General features: G+C 60.8%; 13 protein-coding genes and 1 pseudogene. 9 read left to right on the forward strand and 5 right to left on the reverse strand.

All coding sequences use genetic code 11. From position 1 onward, the window contains the following. Positions 1–204 precede the first annotated feature (204 nt). The gene (locus ACQQ2N_RS06825) at positions 205–2,874 is read left to right on the forward strand and encodes a putative peptide modification system cyclase (protein ID WP_440224948.1); all 2,670 of its coding nucleotides are present in this window, start codon (positions 205–207) and stop codon (positions 2,872–2,874) included. On the opposite strand, the gene ACQQ2N_RS06830 is transcribed toward ACQQ2N_RS06825, so the two are convergent. Then, positions 2,857–3,141, reverse strand: coding sequence for an NHLP-related RiPP peptide (locus ACQQ2N_RS06830; RefSeq protein WP_440224949.1), 285 nt, complete (start codon positions 3,139–3,141; stop codon positions 2,857–2,859). The genes ACQQ2N_RS06825 and ACQQ2N_RS06830 overlap by 18 nt on opposite strands. Positions 3,142–3,362: 221 nt before the next feature. Here ACQQ2N_RS06830 and ACQQ2N_RS06835 point away from each other — a divergent pair, with 221 nt between their 5' ends. Next, the gene (locus ACQQ2N_RS06835) at positions 3,363–6,011 is read left to right on the forward strand and encodes a putative peptide modification system cyclase (RefSeq protein ID WP_440224950.1); all 2,649 of its coding nucleotides are present in this window, start codon (positions 3,363–3,365) and stop codon (positions 6,009–6,011) included. Here the strand turns inward: ACQQ2N_RS06835 and ACQQ2N_RS06840 are convergent. Then, positions 5,981–6,283 carry an NHLP-related RiPP peptide gene (locus ACQQ2N_RS06840; protein ID WP_440224951.1) on the reverse strand — a complete coding sequence of 101 codons (303 nt, stop codon included), beginning with the start codon at positions 6,281–6,283 and terminating at the stop codon, positions 5,981–5,983. The two genes, ACQQ2N_RS06835 and ACQQ2N_RS06840, sit on opposite strands and share 31 nt — an antisense overlap. A gap of 157 nt (positions 6,284–6,440) precedes the next feature. Between ACQQ2N_RS06840 and ACQQ2N_RS06845 the strand changes: the two genes are divergently transcribed. Beyond that, the gene (locus ACQQ2N_RS06845; RefSeq protein ID WP_440224952.1) at positions 6,441–7,622 is read left to right on the forward strand and encodes a putative peptide maturation dehydrogenase; all 1,182 of its coding nucleotides are present in this window, start codon (positions 6,441–6,443) and stop codon (positions 7,620–7,622) included. Positions 7,623–8,089: 467 nt separating this feature from the next. On the opposite strand, the gene ACQQ2N_RS06850 is transcribed toward ACQQ2N_RS06845, so the two are convergent. The 3 genes and pseudogenes from ACQQ2N_RS06850 to ACQQ2N_RS06860 form a co-directional block, all read right to left on the reverse strand. Beyond that, complete coding sequence (locus tag ACQQ2N_RS06850) at positions 8,090–8,701, reverse strand: nucleotidyltransferase family protein (RefSeq protein WP_440224953.1); 612 nt, start codon at positions 8,699–8,701, stop codon at positions 8,090–8,092. Beyond that, on the reverse strand, positions 8,685–9,734 hold the full coding sequence (locus tag ACQQ2N_RS06855; protein WP_440224954.1) for an XdhC family protein: 1,050 nt from the start codon (positions 9,732–9,734) through the stop codon (positions 8,685–8,687). The genes ACQQ2N_RS06850 and ACQQ2N_RS06855 overlap by 17 nt, the downstream gene beginning before the upstream one ends. A gap of 51 nt (positions 9,735–9,785) precedes the next feature. Then, positions 9,786–11,192 (reverse strand): annotated as a pseudogene (locus ACQQ2N_RS06860) (YifB family Mg chelatase-like AAA ATPase); the annotation flags it as partial. A 143-nt stretch (positions 11,193–11,335) separates the two neighbouring features. Between ACQQ2N_RS06860 and ACQQ2N_RS06865 the strand changes: the two are divergent. From ACQQ2N_RS06865 to ACQQ2N_RS06890, 6 genes are all read left to right on the forward strand, one after another. Beyond that, on the forward strand, positions 11,336–13,567 hold the full coding sequence (locus ACQQ2N_RS06865; protein WP_440224955.1) for a hypothetical protein: 2,232 nt from the start codon (positions 11,336–11,338) through the stop codon (positions 13,565–13,567). Beyond that, positions 13,560–15,656 carry a hypothetical protein gene (locus tag ACQQ2N_RS06870; protein ID WP_440224956.1) on the forward strand — a complete coding sequence of 699 codons (2,097 nt, stop codon included), beginning with the start codon at positions 13,560–13,562 and terminating at the stop codon, positions 15,654–15,656. Before ACQQ2N_RS06865 ends, ACQQ2N_RS06870 begins: the two co-directional genes overlap by 8 nt. 173 nt (positions 15,657–15,829) lie before the next feature. Further along, complete coding sequence (locus tag ACQQ2N_RS06875) at positions 15,830–16,207, forward strand: hypothetical protein (RefSeq protein ID WP_440224957.1); 378 nt, start codon at positions 15,830–15,832, stop codon at positions 16,205–16,207. A gap of 110 nt (positions 16,208–16,317) precedes the next feature. Further along, positions 16,318–17,634, forward strand: a complete 1,317-nt coding sequence (locus ACQQ2N_RS06880) for a tyrosine-type recombinase/integrase (RefSeq protein WP_440225720.1) — start codon at positions 16,318–16,320, stop codon at positions 17,632–17,634. 555 nt (positions 17,635–18,189) lie between these two features. Continuing rightward, on the forward strand, positions 18,190–21,426 hold the full coding sequence (locus ACQQ2N_RS06885; protein ID WP_440224958.1) for an NB-ARC domain-containing protein: 3,237 nt from the start codon (positions 18,190–18,192) through the stop codon (positions 21,424–21,426). A gap of 82 nt (positions 21,427–21,508) precedes the next feature. After that, the gene (locus tag ACQQ2N_RS06890; RefSeq protein ID WP_440224959.1) at positions 21,509–22,480 is read left to right on the forward strand and encodes an SIR2 family protein; all 972 of its coding nucleotides are present in this window, start codon (positions 21,509–21,511) and stop codon (positions 22,478–22,480) included. The last annotated feature ends 1 nt before the right edge of the window (position 22,481 follow it).

A 22,481-nucleotide genomic window follows, 5' to 3' on the forward strand; every position in this document is an offset into this window, starting at 1 on the left:
CCGCCCCGCGCGGGATGCCGTGTCGTGGCGCGGCGGGAGGCGGGGTCCACGGCTCCCGGATCGTTTACATTCGCGAGGGCCCGAAGAGGGTGGAAGTCGGCCAACACGTGTGCGAGTGTGGGCAGCGGCCCCGCGTGGTGATTCCGCCGCACGACGCCACCGGGTGCACAATGGTGCGTCGGACATGCCGAAGGATCGCTTGTCGTGAGTGCTTCACCCACCCATTTCGAGCCCGAAGCCGGTGCCAGCGCGCTGCTGCGTACGCTGCTGCTGTGCGACCTCGTCGGCTCGACGGCGCTGGTCGAGAAGCTCGGCGATCGCGCGGCGGCGGAACTGATCCGCAAGCACGACCGCATGGCGCGCACGGTGGCAGATCGCCACGGCGGCCGCGAGATCGACAAGACCGACGGCTTCCTGATGATGTTCGACCGCCCGATCCAGGCGGTCGCGTTCGCGCTGGACTACCAGCGCGGCCTGCGCCAGCTCAACGCGGCAGAACAGTCGTCGCTGGCGGCGCGCGTGGGCATCCACGTCGGCGATGTCGTGGTCTGGGACAACACGCCCGAGGACGTGGCGAAGGGTGCCAAGCTGGTCGAGGTCGAAGGCCTCGTCAAGCCGGTCGCATCGCGGCTCATGAACCTCGCGCTGCCGGGCCAGATCCTGCTGTCGAACATCGCCCATGCGCTGGCGCACCGCGCGCAGGGCGAACTCGGCGTGCAGCTGGAACGCGTGCGCTGGCGCACCTACGGCCGTTACCGCTTCAAGGGCATTCCGGATCCGATCCCGGTGTTCGAGGTCGGCGAGGACGGCGTCGCGCCGCTCAAGGCGCCGCCGTGGTCGGGCAAGGCGTATCGCGAGATCCCGTTCTGGCGCCGGCCCGCGATGCTCGCCGCGGAAGCGGTCGCCCTCGTCGCGTTCGTCGCGATCCCTGCCTTCGTGATCTTCAAGCCCGAGCCCGCGATCGCATTCGCCGACCGCGACTGGGTGGTCGTCGGCAACCTCAACAACCTCACGCGCGAACCGGTGTTCGACGACACCTTGCAAGGCGCGATGCGCATCGCGCTCGAACAGTCGCGCTACGTCAACGTGCTGCCCGACCTCAAGGTACGCGACACGGTCAAGCGCATGGAGCGCGATCCCGTCACCACGCGCATCGACCGCACGATAGGCTCGGAGATCGCGATCCGCGACGGCGCAAAAGCCTTGATCCTGCCGACGGTGGCCGAGGTCGGCGGACGCGTGCGCGTCACGGCCGAAGTGATCGATCCGCACACGCAGACCACCGTGTACTCGGAGTCCGCCGATGGCATCGGCGCGGAGTCGGTGCTGCCTTCGCTCGATCTCGTCAACCAGCGTCTGCGTGTCCGCCTCGGCGAAGCGCTCGCGACCGTGACCCAGGAGTCCAGGCCACTCGAGAAGGTCGCGACGAAGAACCTCGATGCGCTGCGGATGTATTCCAAAGCCGAAGCCGTCATCGCGACCGGCGATTTCACGACGGGACTGCAGCTCTACCGTTCGGCGATCGAACTCGATCCCGAGTTCTCGCTGGCCCGCATGGAACTCGCGTCACGCCTCATCAGCAGCGAGGGCAAGAAAGCCGAAGGCAGGGAACAACTGCGGCGCGCAATGGCGAATCCAGAGCGCTTGTCCACGCGCGACAAGCTGTTGGGCGAAGCGCTGTTGAGTGATTTCGAATCTCCGGGCAAAGCGCTTCTCCACTGGCGTGCCCTTGCCGAGCTCTATCCCGACCTGTTCCGCGCGCAAGGCGCGTACGGCTACTACGCCTGGCACTACGCCAACGACTACGACAAGGCCTTGATGGCGACCCGGCGCAACGCGGTGGATCGCAACCCGAGACCGGGCATCGGCCACTATCTGCTGGGTACGCTGCTGCTGGGTACGGAGGATTACGCCGAGGCGCTCAAGCAGTTCGAGCTGTCCGAGGCCGCAGGCCTCAAACTGCAGAACCATCTGTATGCGACGGCGTATGCCGTGCAGCGCCGCTACGACGAGATCGACGGGATTCTTGCCAAGGGACGCTCGGCTCCTTCGCCGTCGCCACGCGACGGCCGACTGTTCGACATCGCGTACGCGGCCGATCGAGGCGAATGGAAGCGGCTGGAGTCGCTGGCCGCAGCGGCGGCGGGCCCATCGTCCGGATCCTCCACCGGCAAGCTCGTCGACAGCGATGTCCAGCTGGTCATGAGGTTGCTGCTGACCCGGCCCGGGGACCGCGCATCTCTCGTCGGCAAGCTTGATCCGGCGCTGATCGACGAGGTTCGCAAGGCCGACGACCACGATCCCAAGGCTGTCGATGCGCACATCCTGTTCCGGGCGTGGATGGCGGCCCGTTACGGAAGCGTGGATGTCGCCCGATCCATGCTCGGCAGCGCGAGCGAGCGTGCGAGCGACGACGACTATCCCGCACTGCGCAAGGTTCGGGATCTGGTACTGGCGGAGATCGACCGACGCAGTGACAACGGCTCGGCCGCGATCGCACGCTTGCGGGATGCAGCCGACGGGACCGAGCTCTACGCGTCGCGGGTGGTGCTCATGGAAGCGTTGTCCGATGCAAAAGACGCGCGCGGGACCTGCGAACAGGCGCGCTGGCTGTCCGGACATCGAGGCCGCGCCTACACCGAAGTTGCCGGTGGCCCGATGTTCGTTCCCTTCAATGTTGCTCAGTCGAACATCGCCACGCTTGCACTTGCCGAGTGCTCCATCGATCTCGGGAAGATCGATGAAGCCCGTCGTGCATTGGCGACCTTTCAGGCCGCCTGGAAGGTCGACGCGATGCCGGAATGGATCCGCGAGCGCATGCTGGCGGTCAGGCAGAGAATCGATCCACCGCAGCCGTCAGTTGCCGCCCGGTAGCCTGAGCTGGGGGATGACCATCGTCATCGTCGCGGTCAATGCGACCTGATCGAGCGTGTCGACGGCCGTCTGATAGAACGGCTTGCCCAGCAGCGTGACCGGCTTGAGGCAGCACGGATCGAGATCGATGATCTCCTCGGCGGTCAGTCCGATGTCGAGCAGGGCCTTGGCCGGTTTGACGGCGAAGCGCGCGCGGAAATCGTCGTTGGTGGCGAGGCGGGTCAGCAGGTCGATGGCCTGCGCCTGGGTGAGCGTGGTGTCGGTCATGGCGTGGTCCCCTGTTCGCCCTGGCATCGTCCGACCGCCCCGATGCGAGACGCCCCTCCGGACGATGTACCGGGGCGAATGGAAGTCTAGCGTCCGCTGTGCCAATGTCGATGTCGCGCCGCGGCCGGATCCGCGGCGTTCTTGCCGCACATTGGCGTCACGTCGCGCGACGGCGCACAATGCAAAATGTTGTGTCGGACATGTCGAAGGATTCGCCCGTCGTGAGCGCGTCACCCGCCCCAGCCGAACCCGAGGCCGGCACCAGCGCGCTGCTGCGCACGCTGCTGCTGTGCGATCTCGTCGGTTCGACGGCGCTCGTCGAGAAGCTCGGCGATCGCGCGGCGGCGGAACTGATCCGCAAGCACGACCGCATGGCGCGCACGGTGGCCGATCGCCACGGTGGCCGCGAGATCGACAAGACCGACGGCTTCCTGATGATGTTCGACCGCCCGATCCAGGCGGTCGCGTTCGCGCTGGACTACCAGCGCGGCCTGCGCCAGCTCAACGCGGCGGAACAGTCGTCGCTCGCGGCGCGCGTGGGCATCCACGTCGGCGACGTCGTGGTCTGGGACAACGCGCCCGAGGATATCGCCAAGGGCGCCAAGCCCATCGAGGTCGAAGGCCTCGTCAAGCCGATCGCGTCGCGGCTCATGAACCTCGCGCTGCCGGGGCAGGTGCTGCTGTCGAACATCGCCTACGCGCTCGCGCACCGCGCACAGGGCGAACTCGGCGTGCAGCTCGAGCGCGTGCGCTGGCGCACCTACGGACGTTACCGCTTCAAGGGCATTCCGGATCCGATCCCGGTGTTCGAGGTCGGCGAGGAAGGCACCGCGCCGCTCAAGGCGCCGCCATGGTCGGGCAAGGCGCATCGCGAGATCCCGTTCTGGCGCCGGCCGGCCACGGTCGTGATCGAGGCGCTCGTGCTCGCGCTGCTCGTCGCGATCCCGCTGTACACGTTCCTGAAGCCCGCGCCGGCGATCGCGTTCGCGAACCGCGACTGGGTGGTCGTCGGCAACCTCAACAACCTCACCGGCGAAACCGTGTTCGACGAGGCGCTCGAGAGCGCGCTGCGCATCGCGCTCGAACAGTCGCGCTACGTCAACGTGCTGCCCGACCTCAAGGTGCGCGACACGGTCAAGCGCATGGAGCGCGATCCGGACAAGACGCGCATCGACCGCGCGATCGGCTCGGAGATCGCGATCCGCGACGGCGTCAAGGCGCTGATCCTGCCGACGGTCGCCGAGGTCGGTGGCCGCGTGCGCATCACCGCCGAGGTCATCGATCCGCATACGCAAACGACCGTATATTCCGAGTCGGCCGACGGTGTCGGTGCAGAGTCGGTGCTGACCTCGCTCGATCTCGTCAACCAGCGCCTGCGCGTGCGGCTCGGCGAGGCGCTGGCCACGGTGAGCCAGGATTCTCAGCCGCTCCAGCAGGTGACGACGAGCAACCTCGATGCCTTGCGTGCGTACTCGCTCGGCATGCGCAGCTACGTCAAGGGCGAGTTCGACAACTCGCTCGAGTTCCACCAGCAGGCATTGAAGATCGATCCCCAGTTCCTGTCGGCGTGGATCCGCATCGGCGCGGTCTATATCAGCGCCGGCCGCGCACGGGATGCCTTGCAGGCGTTCGAAGCCGCGATTGCCGACCGCACCCGCCTTTCGATCCGTGATGCGATGTACGCGGACGTCATGATCCTGACCTTGAAGTCTCCCGATGCCGCGCTTCCGAAATGGGCCGTTCTCGCGGAGTCGTATCCCGATTATTTCGCCGGAAGCGGCGGTTACGCGTACGTGAGCTGGAAGGATGCCAACCGTTTCGACGACAAGACGCTCGGCATCGCCGAGATCGGTGCGTCGAACCGCAATCCCAATCCGACGCCGTCGCTGCATCTCGTGGGCATTCTTCGCACCGGCCGCGGCGAGTACGAGAAGGCACGCCAGTCCTTCACGAGCGGCGAATCGATGGGTTTCGTCCGAACCGAGTACCACTCGGCCAGCTACGCTGCGGAGCGCAAGCTCGAGCTCGCACGCACCACGCTCGCGCGCTCGCCACTCGATGCGGCGACGGCGAATCCGGTCGCCAACGTCACGCGCAACCTGTTCGAGGCGGCGTTCCGCGTCGATGCCGAACGCCGCAGCGATGCACGCAAGGTCATCGCCGACGCGCGTGCGGCACTTCCGCCCGGGCACGGCTTGTCGCTCTTCTACGAGGTCGTCGGCCTCAGCCTCGACGGTGACGACGCGACCGCGCATCGGGAAGCCTTGGCGGCGGCCGTGAAAGAGGGCATCCGTCTGCGCTCCACCGCCAACGACGTCGACAAGGCATCGATCGAGATGAACCTCGCGATCCTCGCCTACCTCGCCTCCCGGGACGGCGCTCCCGCGGCGGCGGCCGAAGCACTGGCTGCGCTACCTTCCGACGATGCCGAGGGCGCCATCCTTCCCAGGAAGATGCGCGCCGTCGCCCGCGCGCGGGCGACGCTCGCGGCGGGTCATGCGCCCGATGCCGTGCTCGCACTGGAGCGGCTGCTCGATGCGAGCGAGCTCTACGTCACCCACATCGCCCTGGCGGACGCGTATGCGGCCGCAGGCCGTCCGAACGAGGCACTCAAGGAAGTGCAGTGGCTCGCCACGCATCGCGGGCGAGCCTATGCCGAACCGCCTTCGGCGTTGACGGTTTCGAACGTCGAGCAGTCGACGCTCGCATTCCTCAGGGAAGCGGAGCTGTCCCGCGAGGCAGGCCATACGGCGCGCATGAAAACCGCCCTCGACGCGTTTCGTGCGGCATGGCCGAAGTACGCCGATGATCCTGTGCTGCGCCGTCGCGTCGAAGCGCTTCAGTCCGCGGATCCGCCGCCGGTACCGTAGTCGAGGCGCAGGAACGGGAACACCATGCAGCAGGTATCGGTGACCGCTCCGGCATCGAGCTGCGCATGCGTTGCCGCGATGGTCGACTTGTCCGCGAGCTCCCCGGGCTGCAGCGTCGAAAGCCCGGCGGAAGCCAGATGCTCGTCGCTCACGCCGATGTCGCGCAGCGACTGGACGGGGTCGCTCGCGAACTGGGCCCTGTAGTCGTCATCGGTGGACAGTTTGTGCAGCAACTGGAGTTCGTGCTCGCGAGGAAGGCGAGTGGTGCTCATGATGACTCCCCTGGAAGTGATGGAGCGCGTCGTCCGTCGACGACGCGATGGGCGCTGGTGTTCACAGGGGAGTGCCCGGCCACGATGCCGCAGCGACTTGCCGCCCCCCTTCGGCGCTACGTAGGCTAGCAGAACTCCATCACCGGAAAGCCAGCCCATGCAGGTCCGTCGTTGCGCCGCCGTCGTCGTCGAACCGCGCGAGCGCCTCGCCTTCGATCTCGCCAGGCTGCTGCAGGGAGGCACCGGGCTGGACGGTGTACGCGAGTGGGTCGCACTTGCGGCGCACCTCGACGACGAGTTCGTGCTCGACGCGGACGAGGTGGCGGTGCTCGGCGAGGTGCCGGTCGAGCAGTGGACGCCTTTCGAGGATCTCGCCGCGCGTCACGGTCGTGGCCTGCTGGAGGGGTTGCTGGCGAACGGCCTGCTCGTCGGTGACGACGAGGCGTCAAGCGGCATACGCCGTCGCGACGACGACGTGCGCGCGAGCCATTGGCGTGGCATCGCCGCGACCACGCACCGCCATACGCGCTGGGGCGATGTCGACACGCTCGAAGCCGAGCGTCGTTTCGGTCGCGAGACCGACCGGCCGTTCCTGCAGCGCCTCGGCCCACCCGAACCGCTCGTGCGCGAACGCGTCGAGGCCGCCGACCGTATCGCGCTCGAACGCCCCGAGGACACGCCTCTCGAAGCCCTGATCCGTCAGCGCGTCACCTGCCGCAACTACGACCGCGCGCGCCCGCTGTCGCGTGCCGACCTCGAGGCGACGCTGTTCCGCGCGTTCGGCGCACGGGCCGTGAGCGATCAGCCCGGCATCGCGGTGATGAAGCGCGCGGTGCCGTCGGCCGGCGGCCTGCATCCGACCGAAGCCTACCTGCTCGTGCAGAACGTCGAAGGCGTCGCCCCCGGCCTGTACCACTATCACCCGGTCGACCACGCCCTCGAGCCGCTCGGCGCCGTGCCGGGCGACGAGACGGCGGCCCTCGCGCTGCGACTCGTCGCGGGCCAGCGTCATTTCATGGACGCGCACGTCGTCGTCGTGCTCGCGAGCCGCTTCCGTCGCACGTTCTGGAAGTACCGCAACCACGCCAAGGCCTGGCGTGCGGTCATCCTCGATGCCGGGCATCTCTCGCAGGCGATGTACCTCGCCGCGGCCGAACGAGGTCTCGCCGCGTTCATCACGGCCGCCGTCAACGAACGCGACATCGAGGCGACGTTCGGTCTCGACCCGATGCTCGAGGGCGTCGTCGCCGTGTGCGGCTTCGGCTGGCGCGGCGAGATGGTCACCGAAGTCGAGTTCGATCCGCTGTGCAGCGTGTGGCCGCATGGCGGGACGGGCTGAGACGAAGGCACGTCGGCCGTCGTGGCGACGGCACCCTCGCACGGCGGAATCGCCTGCGGCGGTTCCGCCCTACCCGTGATTGCACCACGCATCATTTCGGAACGCCGATCCTTATGAAACGTCGCCCCGGCGCAGGCCGGGGCCCAGCGCCTGCCTGTGTATGGTTACGTGCAGCGACACGCGCTTACAGATATGTACTCCGGGTTTCGCTCCAAGGGCGACTATCAACCGAAAGGACACTGGGCCCCGGCCTGCGCCGGGGCGACGAAGCTCTTGCTGCGCGCGTGATGCGATCGGTGACGGCGTCGCCCGCACGGCGGAATCGCCTGCGGCGGTTGCGCCCTACCCATGAGCTCGATGCGCCGCCGCTTTCGTAGGGAGGAACCCGCGCAGCGGATTCCGCCATCGTGCGAAGTCGATACCTGGACGGCCGTGATGGCCCGCCCAGCACCACACCTCGTGCGCGGCTAGTCCGCGCGGCCACTCCAGCGCGCGAGATCGCCCGTCGTGTCGAGATCCGCAGCGAGCGCAGGCGCGGCGACGATCTCGACTTCGGCACGTCGCGCCCGCAGCAGATCGCGCGCGCCACGGTCGCCTTGCAGCGTCGCTAGCCCGGTGAACCATGCGCGTGGCAACACGGCCGGAACGCCGAGCGTGTCGGCGTAGCCGCTCGCCACGGCGTGCTCCGGGCGAGCCCGCCACGTCGAGACGAGCGCTTCGAGGTGCGCCGCGTCGAGCGCGGGTTGGTCGGTCAGCACGACGAGTGCGGCTGCACAGTCGGCTGTGAGCGCGGCGAGGCCGGTGCGCAGCGAAGCCGACATCCCTTGTGCGTGGTCGTCGCAGCGCACGTGACGCGCGGCAAGCCTGTGCAGCGCCTCGTCAAGGCCTTCCACGGGTGCGCCGGTCACGACGACGGCATCCAGGGGCGAGGTCTCTAGCGCGAACCGCACGACGCGACGCACGAGCGGTTCGCCATCGAGCATGACGAGCTGTTTGGGTCGGCCGAGGCGCGACGAGGACCCCGCCGCGAGCACGATCACGCCGTGCCGCGGCGCGTCTCCGTCAGGCGAGTGCGTCATAGGCGAGGTAGTGCTGCAGCTGCGCGATGATCGCGAGCGCGGTCGCCTCGGGGCCTTCGCCGCCGAGGCGCAGACCGGCCGGTGCGTACAGGCGCGGCTCGAGCTGGGTCGCGACGATGTCGCCGAGCTCCGACAGCATCGCGTCGCGCAGGTCCGGCGAGCCGAGCAGGCCGACGTAGCCGATGCCGGCACCCGCGAGGTGGCGCAGGTGCTGCAGGTCGATCGTGAAATCGTGGCTGCAGGCGACCGTCGCGTCGAAGTGGCGCTCGCTGAGCAGGCGCGGCAGGCCTTCGGGCACGATCGCGTGGACGCGATCGACGTTGCGCGTGATCGCCTCGGGCAGGCTTTCGACGCGGTGCTCGACGAGGTCGACGTACCAGCCGAGCAGGCGCGCGAGGCGCGCGAGCGTCGCGGTCTCGGGTGCGGCGCCGGTCAGCAGCAGCCGCGGTGGCGGTGCGAGCGCGAGGCCGACGTGGCGTGTGAACGGCATCGACACGGCGAGGGCGTCGCCTCGCGCATCGAACGCGAACATGCGCGAACCGATGCGTGCCTCGCCGCGACCGAGTCCGGTGCGCCCGGCATCGTCGGCGCCGGTGTCGAGGCGCAGGCGCAGCCAGGCACTCGCCTCGGCCGCCGTTGCGAGCGCTTCCCGCAATGGGGAGCCTGCCGCAGGCAGGCGCAGCACGAACGTGCGTGCGCTCGCGAGTGCGGCGCGTCCGCTCGCCTCGAGTAGTGTTCGGCTCGCCGCTGCGGCGACCAGCGGCAGTTCGATCGCGCGCCCGTTCGCGAGAACGTCACGCGCAGCCGTGAGCAGGGAGGCCTGCTGCAGGTCCGCCGTCAGCGCACCTTCGCGCACGCCGTCGGTGTCGAGCAGCGCCATCGCGCCGCGCCCGCGATAGCACGCACCGGAGGTGTCGACGACCATCGCGAGCGCGCAGTCGATCCCCTTGCCGCCGAGCTCGACGGCATGCTCGACGAGGCGGCGAGTCGCCCCGTAGACGGAGATCGGAGACGGGGCGGCGGTCGAGGACAAGGGCGCACGGGCGGGCAGCGGGCCGGCATTGTAGCGCCGCGCCACGCGCGTTCACGATGGATCGAGGCGCCGGTACTGGATCGCTTCCGAAAGATGCACGGCCTCGATGCGCGCGCTCGCGGCGAGGTCGGCGATCGTGCGCGCGACGCGCAGCACGCGATGGTAGGCGCGTGCGGACAGGCGCAGGCGTTCGATCGCGCGGTCGAGGAAGGCCTGCTCGGACGCCTCGAGCACGCCGTCGCGCTCGGTCTCGCGGTTGCCGAGCCAGGCATTGGGCTTGCCGGCACGCGCGAGCGCGCGCTCCCTCGCGGCGCTCACGCGTTCCCGCACGGTCGCCGAGGATTCCCCCGCGGCACTCGTGCGCAGTTCGACCGGATCCACGCGCGGCACCTCGAGCTTGAGGTCGATGCGGTCGAGCAACGGCCCCGAGATGCGCCCGCGGTAGCGCGCGACCTGGTCGGGCGTGCAGCGGCAGCGGCCTTCGGCGTCGCCCGCGTACCCGCACGGGCAGGGATTCATCGCCGCGACGAGCTGGAAGCGCGCCGGAAACTCGGCATGGCGCGCCGCGCGCGAGATCAGGATGCGCCCGGATTCGATCGGTTCGCGCAGCACCTCGAGCACACGTCGGTCGAACTCGGGCAGCTCGTCGAGGAACAGCACGCCGTGGTGGGCCAGCGAGACCTCGCCGGGGCGAGGCACCGAACCGCCCCCGACGAGTGCGACCGCGGAAGCCGTGTGGTGCGGGGCACGGAACGCGCGGCGCGTCCATTCGTGGGCCTCGTTGCCGAGTCCGGCGACCGATCGCACGGTCGCGAGTTCGAGCGCCTCGTGCTCGGCGAGCGGAGGCAGGATGCCGGGCAGGCGCGAGGCGAGCATGGTCTTGCCGGTGCCGGGAGGGCCGACGAACAGCAGATTGTGCGCGCCGGCCGCGGCGATCTCGAGCGCGCGCCGCGCATGCGTCTGGCCGCGCACTTCGGCGAGATCGGGCTCGCCCGCGGGCGTCGGCGCGGCAGCCACGGGTTCGGCGCGCGGCAGTTCGATGCGCCCGCACAGGTGGGCACAGACCTCGAGCAGGTTGTCGGCACTGCGCACGTCGGCATCGGCGACGAGCGCGGCCTCGGCAGCGTTGGCGCGCGGCACGACCACCGAGCGCCCGGCCCGCGTCGCGCGCACGACCGCCGGCAGCACGCCGTGCACGGGCCGCAGTTCGCCGGAAAGAGCAAGCTCGCCGAGGAACTCGCGCTGCTCGAGCGCCTCGCGCGGCAGGCCGCCGTTCGCGGCGAGGATGCCGAGCGCGATCGGCAGGTCGAAGCGGCCACCGTCCTTGGGAAGGTCGGCTGGACCGAGATTCACCGTCACTTTTCGCTGCGGATACTCGAAGGCGGTGTTGAGGATGGCCGCGCGCACGCGGTCGCGCGCCTCGCGCACGGCGGTTTCGGGCAGGCCGACGATCGAGGTACCGCTCGTTTAGTACTCGGAACAGTACTATCAAAAGACACAAATGCCTTTGAAATCAGTACGATATCCGAAATGCCTTGCTTCTTCTTGCCATGACAATTGTCAATCAAACGCTTTGCTTTTCGGGCTACCGCCATCGCGCCATGAGCGACGAACTTGCGGAGGCCTTGCGAGCTGGGATGCCTCGCTGGGTGGGTTGTGGTGACGCCTTGCTGATCCGCCTAGAGAGCTTTCTGCAGATCACCGGCCGATCGCTGGGCCTCGAAGACATTGGTACAGACAAATGGCGGACGGTCTGGATGCAGTTCTCGGCTGTCCTCCATGTCAAGGGTTCACAAGGCACGATCACAGCGGACACCGCATACAACCTCCACCGTCGGTGCGTCACGCTACTCAAAACGCTCGGTGACGCAAGTCTTGATTCCCTAAAGTTTCCATTCAATGGAGGGCCGACGGAACAAATAAACACCCTAGTAACGAATGTCACGAACGCGTCGATAACCGAACGCGTAGAGTACTGGCGCGGCTGGACCGCGAAAAATAAGCTCGGAAAAGAAATCGTTTTCCGGCTCTACCCATTGTACGACCGTGTAGGAAAGGAATTTACTACCAATTTTTTCCTGGCATGCGAAGCACACGTCCTGACCGGACTGAGCACGAGTATTCCCTACGTGAACGATATCGCAAGATACATCGGCGATTACCAAGGGGAAATAAGTGCGGAAAGCTTTCAAGATAGACACTGGCTCTCTGAATTCCTAGAGCGCTTCTGTGTAGCGGCGGTGCACGAAAAGCACGAGAATCATAAACAGCTTTACTCGGCAACCCGAAGCTGGTCAAAATTCGCGCATTTCCTCGACCAATGTGTGATCGGTCAGATCTGGGCCGAGCTCGGAAGGCCAATCCCGCGGCCGAAAGCACCGGCTGTAAAAGGCGACCAAACGCGTGTTATAGAAACGTCGGAAGGTCTACAGGTGCGCCGTACTCTCCTGACAGACGTCCCCCTCTACGTACCCGATAGTGAAGCCAAAGAGCTCCTATTCAGAGAGATTCAATCCGATTTCGATGCCATCGTCAGATGGGCGCGTAAAGAAGTTCAGGACGCGTGGGCAAGACGCAACAATCGTCTTGCTTTATCGCCTGAGGGAATCGTAAGCCACCCAGGGCCGTCCGGGAAGAACTCTGGACTCGACTGGCGCCTGACAAAAAACTGTCCTACTTGGTTGGCGCATGCTGCAGCTACTTTCGAGTCGCGGGGACTAGTAATCGGACAGAAAAAACCGACAGCATCTGCGTACTATCCTTCGCCGCTTGACGAGACCGCGTGGGACCTAGGAATTCCGACGCCAAACCTACTTCTTGCGCACGCCGCGGTACTTATCGCCAAGCATCCGCAGATAACCCCGTCCTTTCTGGAGAGGCTGGAGATATATGATAGGAATGACCAGAAAACCGGTTTAGTTGAGACCGACGCCGGGCACTACCTGGTGGGCGTAAAATCAAGGAAGGGGGGAAGGACCGCCGAACAAGTAATAAAATTAGACGATGAGACCACAGAAGTCGTACGACAGGTGATCGATTTAACCCAACCACTGCGCTATCAAATAAAAGCCGCCAAATCCCCAACTTGGCGCCGACTATTTCTAGCGACCCCTTCCATGGGCTCAACACCGAAATTCTGGTGCGCCAGCAGTACCGCGAACCGTTCTGCCCTCTGGCTGTGCGGGAGACTTACGCAATGCGCCGAAATAGAACCATACCGAGCCTACGAGATCGCCAAGAGATTCAGCCTTCGAGGGCTGCGTGCGAGTGCAGCAGTTCTTGTATATATCAAGTCAGGGTCCTTAGAAGAATTTTCAAAAACCTTGGGCCATGAAGAGTGCAAGCCCGAGCTTCTAGATAGCTACCTTCCACGTCCTATTCAGGAGTTCTTCGTGGACCGCTGGGTCCGCATTTTTCAGATCGGAATAATCGTTGAAGTGATGCGCGACTCAGAAGTTTTACATCAAGCTAGCGGGTTCAACACCATGGAAGAATTAGATCTCTTCCTAGAGCACCACGCGCTTCGAAGCATCCCGAAACATCTCAGCCAACCAGAATACTTGCCAGCCTATAAGTCCGCGGACGCACTTCCACAAACAAAGTTAGTTATCGGATTGGACCAGGAAATCTTGACAATTCTAGTTAGTATGAATTCTGTAGTGAAGGACGCTAGACGCGAAGTAGACGACCGCGCAATCCGGTGGGCCGCGTTCTGCGACCATCTAATTGAATTCATTGAGACGGACGAAGAGAAGCCCGAACTCAAAGACATGCTCACGTATGCATCGGCAAATGCAGATGGGAAGAAGGTGGAGCACCTAATATATGCGTGATCCACTCTCGCTGCCGAAAGAACTGGCGTTCCTGTTGCCTCATATTCAAGGGGCGGGGCCGAGGTACCGGAAAGCAAGCTGGTTACGAGTACCGTTCGAAGCGGACATATGGATAATAGAAACTGACTGCAGGACGGTCATTGATTGGCGGGTGCCTGTTGGGCATTCGCGAAGACTCCTAACGTCACCATATCATTCGCGCGTACTAGAGGTCTTCAAGTCGCTCCTGATCTTACAGACGCACGTCGACACAACAGGCGGAATTGCGCTGAGTGCCACAACTCAACATCGCCGCCTTCACGTCGCACTCGACTGCATTGACTATTTTTTGATTAATGCGGACAGGCTCGGTATAACAGAGTCAGGTCTCGAATGCCTCTCCGAAAGCGAATATTGCTCGTCACTAGCTCAAATTCTCTCCCATCCATGGAGCACCTACTCCGTCTACAGATGGAATTTCCGTATCGCTGAATACCTGCGCGCAAACATGGTAGCAATAGATGCTATAGACATAGCGAACGCTCTCGAGAGGCACCAGTTTCTAGGAAGAGACATCCCTGATATACAGGAAAGGGTAACAGATCTTACCGAAGTGGAAATTATACAAGCTAGAGTATGGCTGTGGTTGAATGCTCGGTACAGTCAAAGAAGGGGGACGCAAGCGGGATTTCAATACGTCCCAGATTTTGCAAGAATTACGTCGGAAATATACAGGAATACCCTTGGAGGGAAGACCGGTTGGACAACTATCCCCGAGCTCGGTCTAGTGCCCGGCTACCGAGTTCACTTCGAGCGTGCCAGAGCTCCCATAACAGACGATCCGCACAACTGTCTCACTCCAAAGAGAGTTAGAACCTACTGTGCGACGTTATTGTCGCTCGAAACGTTGCGCGAAAGTGGGCTTCCGATATCTACTGTTCCAAGGGTTGCTCTTCAAAATCTAGCAAGTTCGATTAATACGGAGTCGACCGGCCGGTTTCGAACTCTTAGGCAGGACGTCGTTTTTTTTGCGCTTCGTAATGCGCTTGAGTTCTGTATAAAGCACGGCGAACATCTACTCGAAAGTTTCGTAAACATAGCGATAGCTGCCCGGGATGCAAGACTCTCGATTAACGTCTTTGCAGAAAAGTTCGGTATCTCATCCCAGTTAGCAACTCAGACAGTAGAATTCGGCGTAAGGTCTTGGACAATCGAACCATGCTACGCAGGAAGCGGCGTCATGAGATATTCTCCGAAGAAACTGTCCGGTCAGCAGTACTTTCAAGCACTACGGAATAATCATGGCCTTCACGAGCTACTGCTGGTGCTGTATGGCGCAATACAAGTGGCAGTTGCAACACTCACTGCACGCCGTCAAGGTGAGCTGAATGATCTGATCAGCGGACGATGTCTAGATTACAGCCGAACCTCGATGATTTTCGATCTTCGGAAGTCAGGGGTGGCGGGCCGCAGACAAAGAGTACATCGCGCCATCCCTCCTGTGGTCGCAACACTACTGGGATTAGTTGAGCGTATGCAGGACCGTTTGGTCAGCAACGGTATAATTGAAGCAAGAACAAACCTCTTCGCGAGCCCAGCTCAGCGAGGAAAAGTCGCGTTGGGAAAGCTCATACCGATGCGCTACAACGAAGCAATCGACTATTTTTGCGACTACGTGGAAACGCCCACGAACGAACTTGAGCAGCGATTCTACCTCCGAACACATCAGCTTCGTAGATTCTTCTGCCTTCTGTTTTTCTGGGGGGCCGGATTTGGTGGGGTCGATGCGCTCAGATATCATCTTGGCCACACTAACAACGAGCATCTATGGCACTACATCACTGAGTCCGTACCTGGAGAGGTCTTACGCGGCGTCAAAGCGGAATGGGCAGCGACCAATCTCAAGGAGGGAAGAATCGAGGAGCAACGCTTCGCCGACCTTATCGAGGCGCAGTTTGGGACGAGAGATTTCAACTTACTCAATTCCGACGTTCTCGCTCTGCATATAGAAGACCTAATTCATGCTGGGGAAGTTGCAATAGAGCCCGTCTTTCTTGACGCGGGACAGAGCTACCAGATCGCCGTGCTAGTTAAGCCGACTAAAACATAATGACTGACTTAAAGAGAAAGGCAGACATAGCAAGCGTAATAGCGCTCCGTGCGCTATTGGCAGACATTGTGGCTAGGCCAGAATCTTACTCTGATAGAGCTGAGGTGAGAGCCGCGCTGCGTTCTCAGTCTTCTCTCGCTTCATACTCATCGTGTGAGCCCACAATTCTAGGGATGTCACTTAACCATCAGAAAAAAATTGCTGCTCTTGCATTGTCAGACTACAAAGTAGTAGATAACTTTAGGCGCAACGCCAAGAAAGCTATTGATTCCCTGAGTGTAAAAGAGAGAAAAGCTAAATTATCCGGCACTATTAGATTCGAGGAGCGCCTTCGTGAGGCAGAGCGAGAGCTGTCTCTACTTAGAGAGGATCTACTGCTCCTTCAGCGCGCATATGATATCCGTTGTGCTCAAGCGCGTCGCTACGCTAACGCTGCCGGTGACAAGTTGCTCACCATATGTAACAAAGAGCAAAGAGAAATTGACGCCACGCTGTCCGCTATACGTAATCGTAGAAGCAATTCAGGAGTAACGATTGGGTACAAGCGATGAAAGCAGATCGGACTCAACTTTATTCACTCACTCCGCGTGGATTTGAGATGCCTCAATTCATCGACGGAGCAGGCCTATTGCATGGTACTGAAGCGGATAACCTGCCAGTTATGCATTGGCCTGACGGAAGCTGGTGCCACTGTGCTAACCGGTACTTGCGTGAGCTCTTCGAGAGAGGTCTTTCGAGAAGAAACAGAGGCGGATCAATTGCGACGGCTGCGGCACACACAAGTCACCTAGTGCGCTTTTGCTGGCGCTTAGGGATTGACTTCATAGAATTAACAAACAACCAGTTCTCACAGTTCATTGCAGAGCTAATTGCGGAAAAGAAGTATAGACGATCGGATGAAAAAGCGCGCGACGCAAACTCCACGATTGCGATTGGGCGCAGCTGTATTGCACTACTAATAAGTGTGGCCGCTCACTTTGGCGATTCTTCATTCGTAGGCCCGAAAGGACGAATTGTCGTATACAGAGCGTATAGCCGCCGTGAATGCCAGGGCCCCGAATATAAAAAAACCTACGGGCGTTCTGCTCAAGGCTGGCGACATGCTGCATTTCCAACACCCGACCGGTTGCATCGAAGACTACCTATCAAGAGCGCGGACATTCAGTGCCTGCGAGACGCCATACACAGATTCTCGCGCACCTCTCACCAGAGAGCTAGGCGGAGAGTGATGCTGAAGCTACTGGAGATCACCGGGCAGCGTCGTGGCGAAGTTTCAGAGGTTACCGTCGATTCCGTACGGCGGGCAGCATCTATGGAAGAACCTATGTTAAGGACGCTAACCCTAAAAAGATCCGGAGGCAAGGAAGATTACCGATATGTACCGATATGTCGAGCGGATGCCATGACGCTACTCGAATATGCCGACGTGCATCGCAGGACAGTTGTTCGACGGATCTTAAAAGGACGGGATCACGGTGTATTTCTTGTCAATGGAAGGACCGGTGAACCTCTTCGCCCAGGCACTATAACTCAAGAAATCAGATTTCTAGCGAAAAAAGCAGGAATACGCAACGCCGCCTGCCCTCACATGTTTAGGCACAGATTCATAACGAAGTTGTTTGTCACCCTTATCGAACGTCACAGAATCGAAAATACCGATAAGTTTAGGCAGCTCTTTCTTAGTGCGGAAACGCTGAAGCAGAAGATAATGGAGTGGACTGGCCATAAAAGTACTTCGTCATTAGAGCAGTACATTCATCTGGCATTTGATGAGGCGAGCTCATACAAAGAAGCGTATGACCACGTACGTGTGACGAGCATGCTCGAGTCCTTTACCGGAATCTTGTCTGAATTCTCCGACCGCTTACGTGAGGGCGAACCCGCTCTCAATGAGGTGGACCGGGTGATCAAGCTTGCAACCGCGCTACGGGCTGACATACTTAAGACTGCGCGTCGTCACGAACCAGGCGAAGAATAGACCCTACAGCCGAGCCCAGAGCATCCACTCGTCAATCTTAATGACGAATAGATGGTGTATCTTATGGCAGCGTTCGCACTCGGCGTATCTTGAGAAGTTGATCGTTGTTCTGGAATTGTTTCTCATCGTGTATGTCGGAGTGAAGCTTACGCTTGACCGGACTAATAGCATAGATCTCCGCAACTTTATAAGTCGGCCATAAACGAAAAGATCATGATCGATTGGCATGTCTCAGGGGAAGTACTCAACACGCGACGTCGGAGTGGCGGCTCAGTTGCGCAGGACGGAGCTGAGTATCAGCGTACTTATGCGCTTTTTAAGCTATGCCAGATGCTCGACCAATCTAGCGGAATCCAGGCACTAAGATGGGAAGGCTCGCAGGACCTCGATTTGAGACTCATTGACGGCTGGGATCTACATACGCAGGCTAAGAGTTCTGCAATCTCGACAATCACGCTCGTATCCCTCGCTGATACTCTTACGGGTTTCGCGCTAGATCTCCTCGACGCAAAATGTGATTGCGTGAGATTCGAGTATGTTGCGAGGATGGGACGCTTGGACGATTCGGTCAGACGCCTTCATGCCGGAGAGTCAACCCCAGCCGACCTCTCACGTATCACCAAACTTATAGCAGCCAAAGATCAAACATTAAGAGCTCTTCCTCCGGATGCGCTGTATGAACTGGTCAGGAAACTCTCGACTCGCGTTTCCTTTGACGTCCCAAAGGGGCATTTCGATGCTGGCGTCTGGTCTTTCGAGCCGCTCGCCGATCTGCTCCTGCGCAGGTTCGGTGTGAGGGATGCTGCCCGTGACGCAGCTAGAAACGCGCTCTACGTGTCACTTCGAAACCGAGTTGAGATTACGCGCGCGGAAGCTGTGACGATTGTAGAGGACGAAATGGCACGCGCAGGCCGAGTCGCCTCCATGCAACCCGCAACGGACGCGTTCTTCGTGCATCGCCCTGTAGCGCTAATCACCGGAATAACCGCTATCACGTCGCGCGCCACACGAAGTGTGGCACTTCACGGCATGGGTGGCATAGGTAAAACTCAGTTAGCAGCGGCCATGACCCATAGCAGCGAGGTCGCGGCAGCCTTTACCGACGGCATTCTATGGGGGGTCTTGGGATACAGTGGAGATGCCGTCCCAATCATTAATGCGATGCTTACTTCGCTTGGTCTTCCGGCGGCGCAAAGTGAGTCCATGGCAGCATCTGCGAGACTTCGGGACGCTCTGGCTTCGCGGAGCTGCCTCGTTGTTATTGACGACGTCTGGAGGCGCGCGGACGTAGAGCTTTTTGTGCCCGGATCAGGGGATTCCTGTCTTCTATTCACCACGCGTGATCTTAGGCTGTGCAGCGAAATCGGTGCTGAAGTCATCTCAGTAGGTCCTATGGAGCGCAGCGAGTCGTTGAACCTCGTTCAAAGTGTGATTGCACAGCAGGCGGCTTTTGATACTGCTAATGCGACTCTTTTCGCTGAGCGCGTAGGCGATCTTCCACTAGCTTTGCGACTTGGTGCGTCGCAAGTTCGCGAGGGCATGACATTTGCTGAACTCATCGAAGCACTCGAGGCAGCTGACTCGAAGCTAGTCGTTCTTGACGGAGATTTGGGGGAATGCAAGACATCTGATCTCGAATTGCGAAGACTACAAAGTCTTCGCGCATGCTTCGACCTTTCAGTCCGAACGCTGTCGCCGCTCGTTCGGGCAACGTTTCTTGCTCTTGCCATTGTCCGAGACGATACATATTTTACAAAAGAAGAAGCTGCTCTTATTACAGGCATGTCGTCGCCGAATAACGCGGCCTGCGATCTTCGTGTACTTGTAAGGAAGGCGCTGGTTTTAACCGACTCCCATGGAGCCAACGAGGCTTGGTATCTCCATGACATCATCCGCGACTATGTTAGGGACATCGCTTACGAAGAGCGATCGCTCAGCGAGATGCACACTGGCTTTCTAGATCGCTGCGGCGATGGTCTTGATCGCTTGTGGTCAGACGCACCGCCACTTCGCTATGTAGACAGGAATCTTATCTGGCACGCCGAAAAAGCTGGTCGCATCAACGTTCTCCATGCTCTCGTAAGAGAATCGCGAAACGGACAGCACTTATGGCGCAATAGGATGCGTGCACAGGGCCTGCGAACAATCTTTACGGAAACCTTGGACCGATCTCTCTTCTACGCATCAGCAGAGATCAGTGCATCATCGTCCGCTAGCGTGCTACCACCCATCGCTGCGATAGTCAGTGCCGGGATCGCGCGCTCGTCGCTCGTAAGCGAAGCAGGAAAGGTTGCTCCGCCCTTGGCCGCGAGGCTGGTTGCCGAGGGTGCGTGGGCCATGGAAGACGGCCTTGCTCATATTGAGCTGACGTCCGGCCTCCTTACGACGTGGTCACTGGGCTGGCTTCAGCCTTACGCAAGCCCACGTGATCGACAGATCATCGAAGACAAGCTTTACGTACTGATCTCAACAGCGCAGGTTCTTGAAGACACCTCACTACTTGCCGTCGCGCCGTACGCATCGGCGGCGCTGCGAGCGCGGCTCGTTGCCTATGGCGAGAGTACGTCAGGGGAACGTCACGCACGCATTCTTGCGCATGTTGCACCGTACGAACCTCTACTGCGCGATGAATGGCTCTTTCGCTTCTCCTCCCGAGACTGGAAGAATCTGCGAGAGAAGCGGAACGCGTACCTGCTCTTATTGAAAGTGGGGCTATTGCCGCCTAGCACAACCTCGGCAGACCTTCTTTCAATGCAAGCGGAGCCTGACACCTCCACACCGGCGTATCTTGCGCGCATCGTGACTTTACTGGCCGAGGACGTTGCGTCCCTCCTCGTAGAGACAATTGCAGAGAAAGCTGACTTCATCCTGCTAGAGATCGTTGACGAGCATCCAGAAGGACTGCCCATCGAACTGCTTGGGAAGCTCCGCGAGGTGGCAGTTAAAGTAAGCAGTCCTCTTGTAGCAGCATGGCTTCTGGGTGTGACAACAACAATCCTTGCGGTAGGCGATCGGTCGAACGCACTGCAGCAAGCCCTAGGTCGCCTAAGAACTCTGCCTCGAGAGGAATGGCGCACAGCACTTGCGATCATAGCGATGAGTTATCAGGTAAGCGGCGAAGAGGGAGAAATACTTCACATCGAGGCTTGGAACATGGCAGCCGAGGCTAGCCTCGAGCAATATGGCTCAGCGCAATTTGCAAAACTCTGTCGTCCACTAGGCTCGAAAGGCGTTCAACACGCAGCGAAGATGGTCGCGTCCGCTTCCGGAAAGGTACGTCAGAGGTGCCTTCCCCATCTCATCCGAGTTGCACCGCTCGATCAGGTCAAGGAGCTAGTGGACAGCCTCATCGCGACTACGCGCGAGCTCGGCTCGTTTGCGGATCTTCTGCCGTGCATAGACAGGATACCTCTCCAACAACTGGAGCCACTTCTTGCCGCCAGCGTCGATCTAGCGCCCGTCCGCGTGTCGTTTGAGAAGGGACCTAATCAAGAGCCGGCACCAAAGTTGTCCGATCATGCTTGGACTCAGCAGGGCATCCTGGAGCGACGGATAGCCGAGGCTCGCGTAGCAACGTCAGAACGCATGCAGGGCATTGAGGGCGCGCCCATAGAAGACGTTCGAGCCTGCATCGCTGAGGTACTGAGCAATCCCAACTTGAGTCCACGTGAGGTCTATGGTGCAACTCTGGAGTCCACGGCTCCCGCGCTAGAGCGGTGCCTGGAAGCCGTGGAACTACGAGAGCTCGAGTCGCTTGCGAATAGAATGTTCGCCCTGCTTTCTACCGGCTGATTTTGCACACGACACAGAGCCCATCGGGGCTTATGATGTGGTTCCGGCCTTTACGCCGCCTGCGCCGGCAGAGGGATATCCCGTGCCGATACCTGTTCAACCGAAAACGCCGAGAGAACTCGTTACCGCGGTCGCAGCTGGTTCGTTTGTGCCGTTTATCGGAAGTGGTATATCTAGTAACTGTGGATCACCAACCTGGAGAGAGTTCGCCGATAGGGCTGCACAGCAGGCACTCGAACGTAAGCTTGTTACGCAGGAGGAATATGATGTATTGGTCAATCCGAAGCTCCCTCCCCGAACCGCGCTATCAGTGATTGCACAAAGGGAAGGTAGTAGAGGATTGAGGTTGAACTATACCTCAATCTTGCATCCCGAAGGCATGGACTATCCGCTGGTAGGAAGGAGAATTCTCGCGGCACTCTCTCGAATGGCCTCCACATTCGTGACTACAAACTACGACCGCTGGCTGGATCAGCGCATCGTAGACCTTAGAGATAGCGATCACCATTTGCGCGAGAATGTGCGCACTGCGGTGTTCGATCGTTCAACATTCTCACCATCGCAGCTTCTGCTGGATAATACGGTCATCCATCTACATGGTCGCTGTACAGAACCTTCGTCCATGATCGTCACCACTGTGCAATATTTAGAGCACTATAGAAGTTATCGGCCTGAAAATGAGGGCGAAGGTAGACTGCAGCTCTTGTTACGTAGTCTCTTTCGCGATAAATGCGTCATTTTTATGGGATATGGGCTCGCTGAGCTCGAAATACTCGAATTTGTCATGCAGAAAGGACTTCCCACAACCGACCATAATTCAAAACCTCGTCACTTCATTCTGATGCCTTTTGAACCCGGCGAAGAGGTTCGCGCAGATCTATTGGGTGAATACTTTCAGAGCTTCGGTGTTGGACTGATGCCGTACCTAATTGAGAACGGCGATCACTCGCCCATAGCTGATGTGCTTGAACGACTAGCGGATTCGCTACCTACGCCACGTCGTCCCGAAATCGAGATCGAGCGCCAGCTGCAACGGCTTGGGGGAGATATCTGAA

Origin of the sequence: Dokdonella aquatica (assembly GCF_051987395.1) — a bacterium.
GTDB lineage: Bacteria > Pseudomonadota > Gammaproteobacteria > Xanthomonadales > Rhodanobacteraceae > Dokdonella.

Bases quoted from the DNA above. Each gene is read 5' to 3' on its own strand.
- ACQQ2N_RS06870 (WP_440224956.1), top strand. From the start codon at position 13,560: ATGCGTGATCCACTCTCGCTGCCGAAAGAACTGGCGTTCCTGTTGCCT.
- ACQQ2N_RS06840 (WP_440224951.1), bottom strand. From the start codon at position 6,283: ATGAGCACCACTCGCCTTCCTCGCGAGCACGAACTCCAGTTGCTGCAC.
- ACQQ2N_RS06850 (WP_440224953.1), bottom strand. From the start codon at position 8,701: ATGACGCACTCGCCTGACGGAGACGCGCCGCGGCACGGCGTGATCGTG.
- ACQQ2N_RS06830 (WP_440224949.1), bottom strand. From the start codon at position 3,141: ATGACCGACACCACGCTCACCCAGGCGCAGGCCATCGACCTGCTGACC.
- ACQQ2N_RS06865 (WP_440224955.1), top strand. From the start codon at position 11,336: ATGAGCGACGAACTTGCGGAGGCCTTGCGAGCTGGGATGCCTCGCTGG.
- ACQQ2N_RS06845 (WP_440224952.1), top strand. From the start codon at position 6,441: ATGCAGGTCCGTCGTTGCGCCGCCGTCGTCGTCGAACCGCGCGAGCGC.
- ACQQ2N_RS06875 (WP_440224957.1), top strand. From the start codon at position 15,830: ATGTCACTTAACCATCAGAAAAAAATTGCTGCTCTTGCATTGTCAGAC.
- ACQQ2N_RS06880 (WP_440225720.1), top strand. From the start codon at position 16,318: ATGCATTGGCCTGACGGAAGCTGGTGCCACTGTGCTAACCGGTACTTG.